At 73.8% G+C, this 17162-nt stretch carries 14 protein-coding genes; 7 read left to right on the top strand and 7 right to left on the bottom strand.

Going from position 1 to position 17162, the window contains the following annotated elements:
• Positions 1-38 precede the first annotated feature (38 nt).
• Positions 39-1067 (bottom strand): LLM class F420-dependent oxidoreductase, encoded by a 1029-nt coding sequence (locus tag HBO46_RS16835; RefSeq protein ID WP_166133735.1) that lies wholly within the window; start codon positions 1065-1067, stop codon positions 39-41.
• 158 nt (positions 1068-1225) lie between these two features.
• Here HBO46_RS16835 and npdG point away from each other — a divergent pair, with 158 nt between their 5' ends.
• Positions 1226-1912 carry an NADPH-dependent F420 reductase gene (gene npdG / locus HBO46_RS16830; protein WP_166133732.1) on the top strand — a complete coding sequence of 229 codons (687 nt, stop codon included), beginning with the start codon at positions 1226-1228 and terminating at the stop codon, positions 1910-1912.
• Between the two features lie 45 nt (positions 1913-1957).
• Here npdG and HBO46_RS16825 read toward each other — a convergent pair whose 3' ends face one another.
• The 4 genes from HBO46_RS16825 to HBO46_RS16810 are packed head-to-tail and all read right to left on the bottom strand — an operon-like array spanning position 1958 to position 6577.
• A complete protein-coding gene (locus HBO46_RS16825) occupies positions 1958-3709 on the bottom strand; it encodes an ABC transporter ATP-binding protein (protein WP_166133730.1) in 1752 nt (583 codons plus the stop codon).
• Positions 3706-5451, bottom strand: coding sequence for an ABC transporter transmembrane domain-containing protein (locus HBO46_RS16820; protein WP_191480166.1), 1746 nt, complete (start codon positions 5449-5451; stop codon positions 3706-3708). The genes HBO46_RS16825 and HBO46_RS16820 overlap by 4 nt, the downstream gene beginning before the upstream one ends.
• A 40-nt stretch (positions 5452-5491) precedes the next feature.
• On the bottom strand, positions 5492-5986 hold the full coding sequence (locus HBO46_RS16815; RefSeq protein ID WP_166133728.1) for a DUF6328 family protein: 495 nt from the start codon (positions 5984-5986) through the stop codon (positions 5492-5494).
• A gap of 21 nt (positions 5987-6007) precedes the next feature.
• A complete protein-coding gene (locus tag HBO46_RS16810; protein ID WP_166133726.1) occupies positions 6008-6577 on the bottom strand; it encodes a YbaK/EbsC family protein in 570 nt (189 codons plus the stop codon).
• A gap of 108 nt (positions 6578-6685) precedes the next feature.
• Between HBO46_RS16810 and HBO46_RS16805 the strand changes: the two genes are divergently transcribed.
• Positions 6686-7702, top strand: coding sequence for a glycerophosphodiester phosphodiesterase family protein (locus HBO46_RS16805; RefSeq protein WP_166133724.1), 1017 nt, complete (start codon positions 6686-6688; stop codon positions 7700-7702).
• A 30-nt stretch (positions 7703-7732) separates the two neighbouring features.
• On the opposite strand, the gene HBO46_RS16800 is transcribed toward HBO46_RS16805, so the two are convergent.
• Together HBO46_RS16800 and HBO46_RS16795 are read right to left on the bottom strand one after the other, a co-directional pair.
• Positions 7733-7984: a hypothetical protein gene (locus HBO46_RS16800; RefSeq protein WP_166133721.1), complete on the bottom strand. Its 252-nt coding sequence runs from the start codon at positions 7982-7984 to the stop codon at positions 7733-7735.
• A complete protein-coding gene (locus tag HBO46_RS16795) occupies positions 7981-9315 on the bottom strand; it encodes a PspC domain-containing protein (protein WP_166133719.1) in 1335 nt (444 codons plus the stop codon). Before HBO46_RS16795 ends, HBO46_RS16800 begins: the two co-directional genes overlap by 4 nt.
• A gap of 176 nt (positions 9316-9491) precedes the next feature.
• Here HBO46_RS16795 and HBO46_RS16790 point away from each other — a divergent pair, with 176 nt between their 5' ends.
• The 5 genes from HBO46_RS16790 to betT all read left to right on the top strand — a co-directional run bounded on the left by HBO46_RS16790 (position 9492) and on the right by betT (position 17104).
• Positions 9492-10808 (top strand): ATP-binding protein, encoded by a 1317-nt coding sequence (locus HBO46_RS16790; protein ID WP_166133717.1) that lies wholly within the window; start codon positions 9492-9494, stop codon positions 10806-10808.
• Positions 10805-11476, top strand: a complete 672-nt coding sequence (locus HBO46_RS16785) for a LuxR C-terminal-related transcriptional regulator (RefSeq protein WP_166133715.1) — start codon at positions 10805-10807, stop codon at positions 11474-11476. Before HBO46_RS16790 ends, HBO46_RS16785 begins: the two co-directional genes overlap by 4 nt.
• Positions 11477-11782: 306 nt before the next feature.
• On the top strand, positions 11783-13327 hold the full coding sequence (locus HBO46_RS16780) for an aldehyde dehydrogenase family protein (RefSeq protein ID WP_166133713.1): 1545 nt from the start codon (positions 11783-11785) through the stop codon (positions 13325-13327).
• The gene (betA, locus tag HBO46_RS16775) at positions 13324-15039 is read left to right on the top strand and encodes a choline dehydrogenase (RefSeq protein WP_166133711.1); all 1716 of its coding nucleotides are present in this window, start codon (positions 13324-13326) and stop codon (positions 15037-15039) included. The genes HBO46_RS16780 and betA overlap by 4 nt, the downstream gene beginning before the upstream one ends.
• Before the next feature lie 10 nt (positions 15040-15049).
• Positions 15050-17104 (top strand): choline BCCT transporter BetT, encoded by a 2055-nt coding sequence (betT, locus tag HBO46_RS16770; protein WP_166133709.1) that lies wholly within the window; start codon positions 15050-15052, stop codon positions 17102-17104.
• The last annotated feature ends 58 nt before the right edge of the window (positions 17105-17162 follow it).

Below are 17162 nucleotides of genomic sequence, written 5' to 3'. Positions count from 1 at the left end.
ACGCACCCCGAGCCCTGCGGCGGCGGTGACGGCGTGGGTCAGGAGACCCACTCCTTGACCTGCGCGACGGTGGCCGCCGGGTCCTCGGTCGCCGGCATGACCTGGAGGTTGGTCACGCCCGCCTCGCGGAAGGCCGCGATCCGCTCCTGGACGTACGACGCGGGGCCGACCAGGTTGCCGGCCTCCAGCCACTCCAGCGGCACCTTCGCCTCGGCCTCGCGCTTCTTCCCGGCGAGGTAGAGGTCCTGGATCTCCGCGGCCTCCTTCTCGTAGCCGTACTCGCAGGCCAGCTGGTTGTAGAAGTTCTTGCCGCGTGCGCCCATGCCACCGACGTAGAGGGCGTACATGGGGCGCATCAGGTCGAGCGCCCCCTTGACGTCCTCGCCGATGGCGACGACGCCGCCGGCGCTGATCTCCAGCGGGCCGAGCTCGGGGGAGCGCTTCGCCGCGCCGCGGGCCAGGGCGTCGCCCCACACGGTGTGCGCCTTCTCGGGGAAGAAGAGGAACGGCAGCCAGCCGTCGGCGACCTCGGCGGTCATCGCGACGTTGCGCTCGCCCAGCGCTGCCACCCACAGCGGGACGACCGGCCGCTCGGGGCGGTTCAGCAGCTTCAGCGGCTTGCCGAGCCCGAGGCCCTGGTCCGCCGGCAGCGGCAGCGTGAAGATGCCGTCGTGGACAAGCGGCTCGCGGCGCAGGCCCATGCGGATGATCTCGATGGCCTCGCGGGTGCGCCCCAGCGGCCGGTCGTAGGGCACGCCGTGGAAGCCCTCGATGACCTGGGGGCCGGAGGCGCCGAGGCCGATGACCGCGCGCCCGCCGGACACGTTGTCGAGTCCGGCCGCGGTCTGGAGCAGCGCGCCGGGGGTGCGCGAGTAGACGTTGAGGATCCCGGCGCCGATCTCGACGGTCTCGGTGCGGGCGGCGAGGTAGCCCATCAGCGTCGGCGCGTCGAAGCCGTACGGCTCGGCCACCCAGATGGTGTCCAGGCCGGCCTTCTCGAGGCCGACGACCTGCTCGGCGCTCTCGCGGGGGTTGCCGGCGTACACCAAGGTCATCGACAGCTTCATGCGGCACCTCTCGGGCTCGACGTCGGGGACCGACGTCTGTGACAGCGGAACTGTCAAGGTAGCAGCGCGTGCCACTCCTCGATACTGCGCGCCACGCCGGTCCCCGGATGCTGGGATCATCGCGGCAACACAGTCGCTGATACCCGAGGAGAGCAACCTTGTCGTCGTCCTACCGCATCGCCGTGATCGGAGGCACCGGCCCGCAGGGCAAGGGCCTCGGCTACCGCTTCGCCCGCCACGGCCACACTGTGGTCCTGGGCTCCCGCTCGGCGGAGAAGGCCGAGCCGGTGGCGCAGGAGGTCACCGAGCGGCTCGCCGGCCTCGAGGGTGCGGGCCAGGTCACCGGCGCCTCGAACGCCGACGCCGTCGCCGCCGCCGACGTGGTGCTGCTCGCCGTGCCGTGGGACGGCCACGACGAGCTGGTCGCCAGCCTCGACCTGGCCGGCAAGACCGTCATCTCGTGCGTGAACCCGCTGGCCTTCGACAAGCGGGGCGCGCACGGTCGCGTCATCGACGAGGGGGAGGGCTCAGCCGCCGAGCACGCCCAGTCCCTCGCGCCCGAGGCGACCGTGGTCGGCGCCTTCCACAACGTCTCGGCCGTCCACCTGTGGGGCGAGCACGACTACCTCGACGAGGACGTCCTCGTGGTCGGTGACGTCGTGGAGGCGAAGCAGGTCGCCCAGGACCTCGCGGTCGCGGTCACCAGCCGCCGCGGCGTCGACGCCGGCAAGCTGCGCCTGGCCCGGGTGCTCGAGCCGCTCACCGCGGTGCTGATCTCGGTGAACCGCAAGTACAAGGTCAACTCCGGCATCCGCCTCAGCGGCCTGGAGGACGTCGAGCGCTGAGCCGCACCCGGCGCCGGGGCCTGCACCGCGGGCCCCGGCGCCGGCTCAGTCGTGGTGCTTGCCGTTCCAGCTGTCCCACAGCTCGGCGTACGAGCCGCCCGCGGCGACCAGCTCGTCGTGCGAGCCGATCTCGCTGATCCGCCCGTCCTCGACCACCGCCACCCGGTCGGCGTCGTGGGCGGAGAAGAGCCGGTGCGCGATCGCGATGACGGTGCGGCCCTCGAGGACCGCGGCCAGCGAGCGCTCGAGGTGCCGGGCGGCGCGCGGGTCGATCAGCGAGGTCGCCTCGTCGAGGACCAGGGTGTGCGGGTCGGCCAGCACCAGCCGCGCCAGCGCGACCTGCTGGGCCTGCGCGGCGCTCAGCGTGGCGCCGCCGGAGCCGACCACCTCGTCGAGCCCGCCGGGCAGCGCCTCGACCCAGCCGAGCGCGTCGACGGCGTCCAGCGCCTCGCGCACGGCGTCGTCCCCGGCGCCGGGACGGGCGAGCACCACGTTGTCGCGCACCGTGCCGGCGAAGACGTGGTGCTCCTGGGTCACCAGGGCCACGTGGCCGCGCAGGTCGTCGAGCGGCAGCTCGGTCAGCCCGACGCCGCCCACGGTCACCGAGCCGGTGCGCGGCGGGTGGATGCCCGCCAGCAGCCGGCCCAGGGTGGACTTGCCGGCGCCCGAGGGGCCGACCATCGCGATCCGCTCGCCGACGCCGACGCCGAGGTCGACGCCGTGCAGGACGTCGCGCCCCTCGACGTAGGAGAACCGCACGTCCGTGGCCTCGATCTGCTCGCCCCGCGGGACCGCGCCGGTGACCTCGCGGTCGTCGGGCACCTCGGCGACGCCGAGGAGCCGGGCCAGCGAGGCGGCGCCCATCTGGAGCTCGTCGAGGATCGAGACGATCCGGTCGACGGGGTCGATGAGCATCTGCACGTAGAGCACCGCGGCGGTGACGTCGCCGAGCGACACCTGGCCCTCGGTGTAGAGGTAGCCGCCCAGCAGCAGCGTCGCCACCGTGGGGATCAGGTAGGACAGCTCCATGCTCGGGAAGAACACCGTGCGCAGGTGCAGCGTGTAGCGCTCGGCGTGGAAGGACTCGCGGATGTCGTCGTCGATCGCCCGCAGCCGTTCCTCGGCGAGGCCCAGCGCCTCGACCGTGCGCGCGCCCTCGACGGTCTCGGTGAGGGTCGCGTTGATGGCGGAGTACGACGCGCTCTCGCGCAGGTAGCCGTCCTTGGCACGGGCGAGGTACCAGCGCAGGCCGATCACCAGAGGCGGTACGCCGAGCAGGCACGGCAGCGCCACCCACCAGCCGACGCTGATCGCGGCGGCGAAGGTGATCACGGCGGTGACCACGGCGATCGTCCACTCCGGCAGCGCCCACCGCACCGACCAGCCGAGCTGGTCGACGTCGCGCGAGGTCCGGGTGAGCAGGTCGCCGGAGCCGGCGGACTCCACGACCCCGACCGGCAGCGCCAGCGAGGCCTCGACGAAGTCCTCGCGCAGCTCGGCGAGGACCTGCTCGCCCAGCACCTGGCTGAGGTAGCGGGCGAAGCGGGTCAGGATCGTCTGCAGGACCACGAAGCCGGCGAGCAGCAGCATGATGTCGTCGACGTGGCCCACCGTGGTCCCGACCTCGACCGCCTCGACCAGGTCGCCGATCAGCCGCGGGGCCGCGAGCGCGGCGCCGGCGGCCAGGACGTGCAGCCCGAGGGCGCCGTACAGCAGCCGCGGGTGGCGGCGGGCGAGGCGCTTGACGTAGGAGCGCAGCGCGCGCCCGTCGGCGACGGGCAGGGCGGTGGTGCTCATGCGGGCAGCTCCTCGGCAACGGGTGCGGTGACGGGCTCGGTCTCGCGGGTGACGACCGCGCGGTAGTCCGGGCAGGTCTCGAGCAGCTCGGCATGGGTGCCGGTCGCCACGATGACGCCGTCGCGCAGGAACGCGACCTCGTCGACCGCGTCGAGCATCAGCGGGCTGGAGCTGGTGACGACGGTGGTGCGTCCGGCGCGCTGGGCGTGCAACCGCGCCGCGATCCGCGCCTCGGTGTGCGCGTCGACCGCGGAGGTCGGCTCGACGAGCACCAGCACCTCGGGGTCGCTGGTGAGTGCGCGGGCCAGCACGAGGCGCTGGCGCTGGCCGCCGGAGAAGGACCGGCCGCGCTCGGCGACGGTCGTGTCCAGGCCGTCGGGCAGGGCGTCGAGGATGTCGGCGGCCGAGGCGGTGTCGAGGGCGCGGGCAACCCGGTCGCCGCCGGTGCCGGTGACGTCGAGGCGGTCGCCCAGGCGCCCGGAGAAGAAGACCGAGGCGGTGTCGGAGACCACGATCCGCTCGCGGACGTGGGCGCGGCTCAGGTCGGGCAGCGCGACGCCGCCGAGCGTGACGTCGCGGTCGACGTCGGCGGCGCACATGCCCAGCCGGTCGGCCAGCGCGGCGGACTCGTCGGGGTGCTCGCTGACCACCGCGACCAGCGTGCCCGCGCGCACGTGCAGCCCGCTGCGCGCGTCGTGCAGGTCCGAGCCCGGCGGCGGGGGCGTCGCCGGGTCGGCGGGGTCGGTGTGGTCGGGGGTCAGCGACAGCACCCGGGCGACCCGGCGCGCGGAGACCCGGCCGCGGATCAGCTTGTTGGCGTACTCGGTGGCGGTGCGCAGCGGGATCATCAGGAACGCCGAGTAGCCGTAGAACGCGACCAGCTCGCCGGGGGAGATGCGGCCCTCCACGGCGTACCGCGCCCCGATCCAGACCACGATGACCACGAAGACACCGGGCAGGAACACCTGGAGCGCGTCGAGCACCGACTGCACCCGGGCGACCCCGACGCCGGCGCGGCGGGTCTCCTGGGACTGGCGCACGTAGCGGGCGTGGAAGACCTGCTCGCCGCCGATGCCGCGCAGGACGCGCAGCCCCGAGACGATGTCGCTGGCGGTGTTGGACAGCGAGCCCATCAGCTCGCGCTGCTGGGTGCTGCGGCGCTGCAGCGGGGCGAGCACCGGGCCGATCAGCAGCATCAGCAGCGGTACGCCGAGGAGCACCACCAGGCCGAGCGTGACCGAGGTCTGCAGCAGGATCACCGCGACGACCACGAACGACACGACCGCGCCGGCGAAGCGCGCCGACACGTCCATCACCTGGCCGAGGTGGGACAGGTCGCTGGTGCCGATGGCCACGACCTCGCCGGTGGAGACCTTGCGGGGCAGGGTGCCGCCGAGGTGCACCGCGTGGCGTCCGACGAGCTGGACGGTGCGGTAGGCCGCGATCAGCCAGTTCGTGACGGCGAAGCGGTGGCGCATGATGCCGCTGATCGACTGCACCAGGCCGATCGCGAGCATCAGCGCGGCGAGCTGGAGCAGCGCGTCGCGGTCACGCGCGGCGACGCCGCGGTCGATGGCCAGGCCGATGACGGCCGGCATCGCCGCCTGGGTGCACATCCAGATGATGCCGAAGAGCATGCCCATCGTGAGCGTGCGCCACTGCTGACGGGCCAGCCACCAGAGGAACCGTCCCGGTGAGCGGTGGTCTGCGATGCCGGGATGGTCGTGGGGAAGCTGGTGCACCCGCTCACGTTACGCAGGGGCCCGCGGTGTGATCCAGTCGTTATCGGTAGGGGTCGCTGGAGTCGCCTGGGGGCGCCGCGAGCACCTGGGGGAGCACGGCCAGCAGGCCGGTGAGCACCACCGCCGCCGCGACCCCGGCGACCATGCCGGCGCTGCGGCCGAGCACCACGTCGAAGATCAGCAGGGTGATGCCGCTGACCAGCAGCGCCAGGCAGCAGAGCGCGCCCGCCATCAGCCGGTGCGTGACGTCGACGATCCGCTCCTTGACGTGGCGCCCGCTCAATCGCCGGTGCACCGCCACCGGGGTGAGCACCAGCGCCGTGGTGAGCGCGGCGAGCAGCACCAGCCCGAGGTACCAGCCGCGCTGGAAGGCGTCGAGGTCCTCGAAGGTCTCCTGGAAGGGGAGGGTCAGCAGGAAGCCGGCGGTGAGCTGGGCGCCGGTCTGCATCACCCGCAGCTCCTGGAGCTGGTCGTCGAACTTGCGGTCCAGCCGCTCCTCGGGGGTCTCGTGACGACCACCGTCGGCGGGCTCCATGGCGCCTCCCGGGTGTGCGGATCAGGCCGGCGCGGCCCCGCTCGGCACGGCGAGGCCGTCCACGACCTCGGTACCCGGGAGCTCGGCGAGGAGACGCCCCGGCACCAGGAGCTTGGAGCGGCGCAGCCCGGTGCCGATGACGGCCACCTCGCACTCCAGCGCCCGCGGGTCCAGCAGCACCCGCCACTCGCGCGGCAGCCCGACCGGGGTGATGCCGCCGTGCTCCATCCCGGACTCCGCGACCGCCCGGTCCATGGCCAGGAACGACGCCTTGCGCACGTCGAGCAGCCGCTTGACCCGGTTGTTGACGTCGGCGCGGGTGTCGGCGCGCACCAGGCACGCGGCGACCCGCTCCTGGCCGTCGCGGCGCCCGGCGACCAGGACGCAGTTCACGCTCCAGGTCAGCGGCACGTCGTACGCCTCGCTCATGGCGGCGGTGTCGGCCAGGGCCGGGTCGATCTCGACCACCGCGACCTGGTCGGCGTGCGGCCACTCGGCGAGGGCGGCGGTGACCGGTGCGGCGAGCAGCTCGGGGTGCTCGGTCGCGGGCAGCGAGGACAGGGCGGGCAGCGACGGGAGCGCGGGGGACATGAGGACATTGTCCCGGCAGGTCGTCGCGGCAGCGGTGTTCACCGCAGCGCCACGGACCGGCCACGGGCGGGTTGCCCCCGCGCGGCCGGGGCATGGGACGGATGGGACGTGAACCAGACGACGACCCTGCCGCCCCCTGTCCCGGCCCCCGCCCCGCGTCGTACGCCGGGGGGCGCGGGGAGTCCGACGGTCGTGGCCCACCGCGGCGCGAGCGGGCACCGCCCCGAGCACACGCTGGAGGCCTACCGCACCGCGATCCGGATGGGCGCCGACGCCGTCGAGCTCGACCTGGTGCCCACCGTGGACGGCGCCCTCATCGTGCGCCACGAGAGCGAGCTGAGCCGCACCACCGACATCGGAGCGCGCCCCGACCTGGCCCACCTGCGCCGGACCCGGCCGCTGGGCGCTGCGCCCCGGTCCGGGTGGTTCAGCGAGGACCTGACGCTCGCGCAGGTGCGGACGCTGACCGCGCGCGAACGGATGCCGGAGCTCCGGCCGGGCAACACGGTGCACGACGGGCGCGAGGGGGTGCCGACCCTCGACGAGGCGCTGGCGACGATCCATGCGGAGGGGGTGCGGGCCGGTCGCCGGGTCGGCGTGCTGCTGGAGCTGAAGGAGCCCGCCCGCTTCGCCGCGCGCGGGCTCGCGGTGGAGGGACCGCTGCTCGCCGCCCTGGCCCGTCACGGCCTGGACGACGCGGATGCCCCGGTCGCGGTCTTGTCCTTCGAGGAGATGGTGCTGCGCCGACTGGCGCTTCGGACCCGGGTGCCGCTGGTGCGGCTGCTCGACGTCGGTGACGACGCGGGTGCGGCCGCGCTCGAGGAGATCGCGTCCTACGCGGGCGGCGTGGGGGTGCACCAGGACCTGGTGGTGCCCCGGGCCCGCTCGGGTCGTGCCCGGCCGTCGGTGCTGGTCCGCGACGCGCACCGGCGCGGGCTGGGCGTCCACGCCTGGACGCTGCGGGCGGAGAACAGGTTCCTGGCCCGCGAGCACCGGCGCGGCCCGCACCCGGGCGGCCTCGGCGACGTCGCGGGCGCTGCCGGCGCGCTGCTGGCGGCCGGGGTGGACGGGCTGATCACCGACCACCCCGACCTGGTGCTGCCCGCCGTCCGCGCGAGGGCGTGAACGGCGGGCAGCACGGGTCGGTGCAGCAGATCAGCGCAGGTCGTCCCGCGAGCGCTCCGCGGCCCGGCGCCGGGAGGCGACGGTGCTGGCGATGAGACCGCCCACCCCGCCCAGCACCCACGGCATCGGGAGCAGGAAGCGGATCGTCTCGTCGGCGACCAGATCGGCCTTGACCAGGGCCCAGACGGCCACCAGGCCGATCAGGGCGATGCCCATCACCAGGTGGCCCACGTTGACCGGGTGCCGGCCGCTGCTCGGGCTCGCCTCGTCGTAGGTGCTCATCGCGCCGCCTCCTGGGACTCGGTGTGGATGCGGACCTGGCCGATGCCGAGGTCCGCGACGATCTCGAGGGGCTCTCCTGCGGGGCCGCTCGTCGCGCCGCTGCTGACCCCGAAGCCGGCGTCGTCGCTGGCGAACAGCGCGGCGCTGCCGATGCCGACGTCGGCGCTCGCACGCACCCGCAGGTCGTCGGGAACGATCACCTCGAGGCGCCCGACGCCTCCCTCGACGTCGATGGTGCGCCCCGCGAGGGCCTCCGGGTCCTCGACGGCGCTGAGGTCGAGGACCAGGTCGCCGGCCCCGAGGTCATAGCCGCTCTCGACCTCGAGGGAGGTCATCGGGCGGTACCGCTCGTCGCCGTCGACGAGGTCCTCGCCGACGGTGGTGCCGGCCATCAGCAGCGCCGCCACCAGGCCGACCGCGATCAGGCCACCGGCCCGGCCGAAGAACGCGCCGGCGACCAGCATCACCCCGCAGGTCGCCACCACGAGAGCCGCATAGGCGCTGTCCGGGACCGGGGCGCCGGCGACGTCGACGATGCCGAGGATGCCGATGCCGAGCGCGGCCAGGGCCATCGTCACCCAGAACAGCAGCGGGCCGCGGCGGGTGGGGTTCGACGGCGGGGCGGCGTACGGCGGGGGGTAGGTGCCCGCCGGCGGTACGGCGTTCGCGGCCAGCCAGGGCTGGTAGGTGCCCGGCTGGTACGTCGGGGCGCCGGGCATCGCTGCCGGGTCGGTGGCGGGGTCGGTAGCCGGGCCGGTGGCGGGGCCGGCACCCGGGGCCTGCGCGGCGTACGGGTACTGCTCGTAGGCCGGCGGGGTGTAGGCCGGGGACGGGGAGCTGTCCCGGTTGCGGGTGAGCAGCACCAGCGCGACCGCGCCGACGATCGCCAACGGCCAGGGGAAGCCGATGACCCCCCACGAGTCGCCGACCAGCGCCAGGGCGGAGAGGCCGGCGGCCACCAGCAGCACGATGCTGCGGGTGCGGTCGTCCAGACGCACCGCCGGAGGGGTGCCGTCGTCCTGGGGCACCAGCAGCCAGCAGGCGCCGTACAGCAGCAGCCCGGCGCCGCCGAAGAAGATCAGCACCACGAACGCGACGCGCAGGATCACCGGGTCGATGTCGAGGTGGCGCGCCAGCCCGCCCGCGACGCCGGCGACATGGTGGTCGGTGGTGCTGCGGCGCAGCCGGCCCAGGTCGCGGATCTCCTCGCCGCGGGCGCGGGGCCCCTGGGCCGGCCGGCCGGGGCCACCGGGCGCACCGGGCGCACCGGGCGCACCGGGGTCGTCGGGGCCATCGGGGCCGGTGGGGGCGTCGGGAGGTGTGCTGGTCATGGCCCCAGCCTGCCGGTCCGCGACGGTCGCCACCATCGGGGACCACCCTGATCCGCACCGGAGGACGACCTGCCCCGAGGGCAGCGGCACCGGGGGAGACCTCAGGGAAGGACCGGGGTCCAGCCGGGGTCGGTTCCCTGTGCCGGGCCTGCGCGCTGTGTGACGATGGGAGCCTCATGAGCAGCCCATCCAGCACGGCGCCGCAGCCCGGCGCCGCAGCGCCCCGGGAGACCCGCAAGGCCTACCGCGACACCCACGACGTGGTGGTCGGCGGCGTCGCCTCCGGCCTGGCCGAGCACCTCGGACTGCCGGTGCTCACGGTCCGCGTCGCGTTCCTGGTGCTGGCGCTGCTCGGCTTCCTCGGCGTCGCGCTGTACGCCGGGCTGTGGATGGTGCTGCCGGCCGACAACCGCTTCCCCGTCGACGCTCCCGGCCTGGAGAGCGCCACCCGCGGCGGGCGGCGTCCCGGCCCGCGGCGGCGCTGGACGGACTACGGGCCGATGATCGCGCTGCACACCCTCGGCTTCGGCCTGGTGCTGGTCGCCGAGGCCATCTTCGGGCGCGGCGCGATCTTCTGGCCGGTGTTCCTCGGCCTGGTCGGCCTCGCCCTGCTCTGGCGCCAGGCCGACGAGGCCCAGCGCGAGCGGTGGCGCGACACCAGCGGGCGAGTCGACCCGCTGCGCATCGTCTTCGGCGGTGGCGGGTGGGGAGCGGTCGCCCGGGTCGCGAGCGGGGTCAGCCTGGTCCTCGCCGCCGCGCTCATCATCGGTCTCGACGGTGCCTCCCTCGCCGACGCGCGCGGCGCCGTGGCGGGCGGGGCGCTGGTGCTGCTCGGCATCGCGGTCGTGGTCGGTCCGTGGGTGTATCGCCTCGCCACCGACCTCTCCGCCGAGCGCGAGGAGCGGGTCCGCAACCAGGAGCGCGCCGACGTGGCGGCGCACCTGCACGACTCGGTGCTGCAGACTCTCGCGCTGATCCAGAAGAACGCCACCGACTCCGCCGTGGTCGCGCGTCTGGCCCGCGCCCAGGAGCGCGACCTGCGCGCCTGGCTCTACGCGGAGGAGGCCCAGGACGAGCGGACCCTGGCCAGCGCGCTGCGCGGCGCGATGGCCGAGCTCGAGGACGCCCACGGCATCACGGTGGACGTCGTGACGGTCGGCGACTGCGACCTCGACGAGCAGCTGCGCCCGGTGCTCGCCGCGGCCCGCGAGGCCGTCACCAACGTCGCCAAGCACGCCGGCACCGGCCGCGCCGACGTCTACGCCGAGGTCACCGACACCGCCGTCGACATCTTCGTGCGCGACCGCGGCTGCGGCTTCGACCCCGACCACACGGCCCCGGACCGCTACGGCGTCCGCCACAGCATCGTGGACCGCCTCCAGCGCCACGGGGGCAGCGCCGAGATCCGCTCGGCCCCCGGCGAGGGCACCGAGGTGCGCCTGCACCTGCCCCGCCCCACCAGCACCGACCCGAGCCGAGGAGACGAGCGATGACCGAGCCGGACGCACCGTCGACCGCACCCGTGCGTGTCGTGGTGGTCGACGACCACGCGATGTTCCGTCGCGGTGTGCGCGCCGAGCTCGCCTCGGCGGGGGCCGGTGTGGTCGAGGTGGTGGCCGAGGCCGCCGACGTCGACGAGGCGGTCGCGGCGGTGCGGACGCACCGGCCCGACGTCGTACTGCTCGACGTGCACCTGCCCGGCGGCGGCGGGGTCGAGGTGATGCGCCGCCAGGCCCCGGACGGCACCCGCTACCTCGCGCTGAGCGTCTCCGACGCGGCGGAGGACGTGATCGGGACGATCCGCGGCGGCGCCCGCGGCTACGTCACCAAGACCATCACCGGCCCCGAGCTGGTCGACGCGATCCGCCGGGTCGCCGACGGCGACGCGGTGTTCTCCCCGCGCCTGGCCGGCTTCGTGCTCGACGCCTTCGCCGGGTCGATCGAGGTCGCCGCCGTCGATGAGGACCTCGACCGGCTCACCGAGCGCGAGCGCGAGGTGATGCGCCTGATCGCCCGCGGCTACGCCTACAAGGAGGTGGCCAAGGAGCTGTTCATCTCCATCAAGACCGTCGAGACCCACATGTCCAGCGTGCTGCGCAAGCTCCAGCTCTCCTCGCGCCACGAGCTCACCCGCTGGGCCTCCGACCGCCGCCTGCTCTGACCCCACCCCGGCCTCCTCGTTGAATCGAGACTCATGACGGTCGAATCGAGACATTCGACCGGTCGAGTCGAGACTCCGGGTCACTCGGGCAGCCGCAAGCGCCGACTCGGGCAACCACAAGGGCCGACTCGCGGAGTGGACGGGATGGGGAGGGCAAGGGCGCGGGTCACCCTAAGGTGTGAGTCGCATCGCGCGGCCTCAGTGATCGTTCGGCGCCTTCGCTGGGTATGGGAATGGGTGCTGTCTCGAGGGCTCGGGCCTTGGGTCGGCCTCGGCCAGCGTCCGATTCACAACCCCGAAGGAAGCATGCCCCACCTCTACATCGATGGTCACTGGCGCGAAGGCGCCGACGAGAAGCACCGCGAGATCCGCTGCCCGGCGGACGGATCGGCGGTACGCACGGTCAGCGAGGCGGGTGAGCAGGACGCGCTGGACGCCGTCCGCGCCGCGCGTCGTGCGTTCGACACCGGCCCCTGGCCCACCACCCCGGCCCCGGAGCGGGCCGCCCTGCTGCACCGTGTCGCCGACCGCCTCGAGGCCGACAAGGAGGACGTCGCCCGCGCCGAGTCGCTCGACACCGGCAAGCGGCTGGTCGAGTCCCGCATGGACGTCGACGACGTCGTCTCGGTCTTCCGCCACTACGCCGGCCTGGCCGGCGCCGAGTCCGGTCGCGTCGTCGACGCCGGCGTGCCGGACGTCGTCAGCCGGGTCGTCCACGACCCGGTCGGCGTCTGCGCGCTGATCACCCCGTGGAACTACCCGCTGCTGCAGACCTCCTGGAAGGTCGCGCCCGCGCTGGCCGCCGGCAACACCTTCGTGCTCAAGCCCAGCGAGCTGACGCCGTCCACGGCGATCTGGCTGATGCAGGCGCTCACCGACGCCGGGCTGCCCGCCGGCGTGGCCAACCTGGTGCTCGGCGCGGGTGCCGAGGTCGGCGCGCCGCTCACGTCGGCTCCCGAGGTCGACCTGGTCTCCTTCACCGGCGGCCTGGAGACCGGTCGCCGGATCATGGCGGCCGCGGCGCCGACCGTGAAGCGGGTCGCGCTGGAGCTCGGCGGCAAGAACCCCAACATCGTCTTCGCCGACGCCGACCTCGACGCGGCGCTCGACCTCGCCCTCGCGGCGGTCTTCCTCGACTCCGGCCAGGTCTGCTCGGCCGGCGCCCGCCTCATCGTCGAGGAGAGCATCCACGACGAGTTCGTCGACGAGCTGGTGCGCCGCGCGGGCGAGATCCGCCTCGGCGGCCCGTTCGACCCCGACGCCGAGACCGGCCCGCTGATCAGCGCCGACCACCTCGCCAAGGTGGAGGCGTACGTCGCCGCCGGGGTCGCCGAGGGCGCCGTGCTCCGGGTCGGCGGCGCCCGCCCCGACCGGGACGCCCACCCGCACCTGCACGCCGAGGGCCACTACTACCCGCCGACCGTGCTCGACGGCTGCACCACCTCCATGCGGTGCGTGCAGGAGGAGTCCTTCGGTCCGGTGCTGACCGTCGAGACCTTCAGCGGCGCCGACCGCAACGCCGCCGAGGACGCGGCGGTGGCGCTGGCCAACGACACCATCTACGGCCTCGCCGGCGCGGTGTGGACCAGGGAGGCGGGGCGCGCGGAGCGGGTCGCCGCCCGGCTGCGCCACGGCACGGTGTGGATCAACGACTACCACCCCTACGTCGCCGCCGCCGAGTGGGGCGGCTACAAGCAGAGCGGCATCGGCCGCGAGCTCGGCCTCGCCGGGCTGGCGGAGTACCGCGAGACCAAGCACATCTGGCACCACACCCGGCCCACCGTGCAGGGGTGGTTCGCCGGCACGTCCTCCTTCGCCCGGCGCGGCGCCGAGCAGGGGGAGGCCCGATGAAGCGCTACGACTACGTCATCGTCGGGGGCGGCTCGGCCGGCTCGGTGCTGGCCAACCGGCTCTCCGCGGACCCCGGCACCTCGGTGCTGGTCCTCGAGGCCGGCCACAGCGACTTCCGCATCGACCCGTTCATCCACATGCCGGCGGCGCTGCCGTTCCCGATCGGCAGCCGCTTCTACGACTGGCGCTACCGCTCCGAGCCGGAGCCCCACATGGGCGGCCGGGAGGTCTTCCACGCCCGCGGCAAGGTCCTCGGCGGCTCCTCGAGCATCAACGGGATGATCTTCCAGCGCGGCAACCCGCTGGACTACGAGCGCTGGGCGGCCGACCCGGGCATGGAGACCTGGGACTACGCCCACTGCCTGCCGTACTTCAAGCGGATGGAGACCTGCACGTCCGGCGCGGACGCCTGGCGGGGCGGCTCTGGCCCCCTGGTCCTGGAGCGCGGCCCGGCCACCTCCCCGCTCTTCGGCGCGTTCCTCGAGGCCGCCCAGCAGGCCGGCCACCCGCTGACCGACGACGTCAACGGCTATCGCCAGGAGGGCTTCGGCAAGTTCGACCGCAACGTGCACCGCGGCCGGCGTCTCTCGGCGGCCCGCGCCTACCTGCACCCGGTCATGTCGCGGCCCAACCTCACCGTGCAGACCCTCGCCCACGTGACCGGCCTGCGCACCGAGGGCAACCGGGTCGTCGGTGTCGACTACGTCCGCGCCCGCCGCGCACGGCGCAGCGTCGAGGCCGGCGAGGTGATCCTCTGCGGCGGCGCGATCAACACCCCGCAGCTGCTCCAGCTCAGCGGCATCGGCGACCCGGAGCTGCTGGGCAGCCTCGGCATCGACGTGGTCGCCGACCTGCCCGGCGTGGGCGCCAACCTGCAGGACCACCTCGAGGTCTACCTGCAGCACGCCGCCAGCCAGCCGGTCTCGATCGGTCCCTGGCTCAAGCACCGGCACAAGCCCCGGATCGGGGCGGAGTGGCTCTTCGGGCGCCGCGGCGTCGGGGCCTCGAACCACTTCGAGGCCGGCGGCTTCATCCGCAGCAACGACCAGGTCGCCTACCCCAACCTGATGTTCCACTTCCTGCCGATCGCGATCCGGTACGACGGCTCGCGGCCGGGCGCGGAGCACGGCTACCAGGTGCACATCGGGCCGATGTACTCCGACGTGCGGGGCTGGCTGAAGATCCGCAGCACCGACCCCTTCGAGCACCCCGCGATGCAGTTCAACTACCTCTCCACCGAGAACGACCGGCGCGAGTGGGTCGAGATCGTCCGGGCGGCGCGCGAGATCCTCGAGCAGCCGGCGTTCGCACCCTTCTCGGCCGGCGAGATCTCGCCCGGGCCCGAGGTGGAGACCGACGAGGAGATCCTCGACTGGGTGGCGAAGGACGCCGAGACCGCGCTGCACCCCTCGTGCACCGCGGCGATGGGCACCGGTCCGAACAGCGTGCTCGACCCGACCTCGATGCGCGTGCACGGGGTCCAGGGCCTGCGTGTCGTGGACGCCTCCGCCATGCCCTACGTCACCAACGGCAACATCTACGCCCCGGTGATGATGCTGGCCGAGAAGGCGGCCGACCTGATCGCCGGCAACACCCCGCTGGACCCGCTCGAGGTCCCGTACTACCGCCACGGCGCCGGGATGCCGCTGTGGCCGGCCGGCGACCCCCGCAACGACGCACCGGCCGGGACCGTCCGCGGCCCGGGACGATGAGGAGCACGAGATGACCACGACCGTGGAACCTGGCCCGGCGGTGCCGCCCGGCCCCGCCGGCCCGGCCGGGCCACCGCCCGACGACGAGCGGCCCCGGATCAACCGACCGGTGTTCTTCAGCGCCGCACTCGGGACCCTGGCGGTCACGCTGTGGTGCGTGCTGGCCCCGGAGAACGCCGAGCGCGTGCTCGGGGAGATGGTCGCCTGGATCTCGGAGTGGTTCGGCTGGTACTACGTCGCGCTGGCCACCGCCGTGCTGGTGTTCGTGGTCTACCTCGGCTCCTCGCGCTACGGCCGGACCCGGCTCGGGCCCGAGCACTCGCGTCCGGAGTTCAGCACCGGCGCCTGGGCCTCGATGCTGTTCGCGGCCGGCATCGGCACCGACCTGATGTTCTTCGCCGTGCACGAGCCGGTGGTGCAGTACCTCACGCCGCCCAGCGGCGAGGGGGAGAGCGTCGAGGCCGCTCGTGAGGCCACCGTGTGGACGCTGTTCCACTACGGCATCAGCGGCTGGGGCATGTACGCCCTGATGGGCATGGCGCTGGCCTACTTCGCCTACCGGATGAACCTGCCGCTGGCGATCCGCTCCGCGCTCCACCCGATCTTCGGGCGCCGGGTGGACGGCCCGATCGGGCACGCGGTGGACGTCGCCGCGGTGCTCGGCACCGTGTTCGGCGTGGCCACCTCGCTGGGCATCGGCGTGGTGGGGCTCAACGTCGGGCTCAACGAGCTCTTCGACATCCCGATCGGCACCGCCACCCAGATCGGGCTCAGCGTGCTGGCGGTCACGATCGCGACCATCTCCGCGGTGAGCGGCGTCGACAAGGGCATCAAGCGGCTCTCCCAGCTCAACGTGATCCTCGCGATCGGCCTGGCGCTGTGGATCCTCATCACCGGGCGCACGTCGTACCTGCTCAACGCGCTGGTGCTCAACGTCGGCGACTTCGTCCGGCTGTTCCCGGACATGACGATGCAGACCTTCGCCTTCGAGGACACCGGCAGCTGGATGAGCTACTGGACGCTGTTCTTCTGGGCCTGGTGGATCGCCTGGGCGTCCTTCGTCGGGCTCTTCCTGGCGCGGATCTCGCGCGGTCGCACGATCCGGGAGTTCGTGGCCGGCACGATGATCATCCCCTTCACCTACATCGTCATGTGGATCTCGATCTTCGGCAACGACGCCCTCGACCAGGTCCGGTCCGGCAACGGCGACTTCGCCGAGACCGCCAGCGCCAGCCCGGAGGGCGGCTTCTACGCGCTGCTCGCCGAGCACCCCGGCTTCCTGGTGGTCGCCTCGCTGGCCACCTTCGTCGGGCTGCTGTTCTACGTCACCTCCGCCGACTCCGGCGCGCTGGTGATGGCGAACCTGTCCTCCCGGCTGCCCTCGGTGAGCTCCGACGGCGCTCGTGGGGTGCGGATCTTCTGGGCGGTGGTGACCGGCGCGCTGACGATCTCGATCCTCAGCGTCGGCGGCATCTTCGCCCTGCAGAACGCCACCGTGATCATGGGCCTGCCGTTCGCATTCGTGATGGTCCTGGTGATGATCGGGCTCTACAAGGCGCTCCGCGTCGAGGCGCTGCGCGAGGAGACCCTCGCCGGCGTGGCCCACGGCGCACTCACCGGCCGCAGCGCCCAGCGGGCACCGTGGCAGGCCCGGCTGCGCCGGGTGATGGCCTTCCCGAACCGCGCCCGGGCGCTGGAGTTCCTCGAGCGGGTCGCCACGCCGGCGCTCACCGAGGTCGGCCGCGAGCTGGCCGGCCAGGGCGTGCAGGTCGAGGTCCGCGAGGTCGTCGCCGACGACGGCGAGCCCGGCGTCGAGCTGGTCGCCGACGTCGGCCAGGAGCGCCCGTTCTGCTACCGGATGGCGCACCGCGAGGTGCCGCTGCCCAGCTATGGACACTGGGTGCCGCGCGGGGACGAGCGCTACTCCCGCGTCGAGGTGCACCTCCACGACGGCGGGCAGGGCTACGACGTCATGGACTACACCCACAGCCAGCTGATCGACGACGTGCTGGACCAGTACGAGCAGCACCTGGAGTTCCTGCGCCTGCACGACGCCACGCGCTGATCACGGCTCCGGGGCGGGGCTGAGGCCCTCCCCACCGGGCCCGAGGGCGGTGGCCGCG

The organism is Nocardioides ochotonae, from assembly GCF_011420305.2.
GTDB classification, from domain to species: domain Bacteria; phylum Actinomycetota; class Actinomycetes; order Propionibacteriales; family Nocardioidaceae; genus Nocardioides; species Nocardioides ochotonae.
Note: the sequence above shows the minus strand (reverse complement) of the source record. Positions and strands in the feature narration are given on the sequence as shown.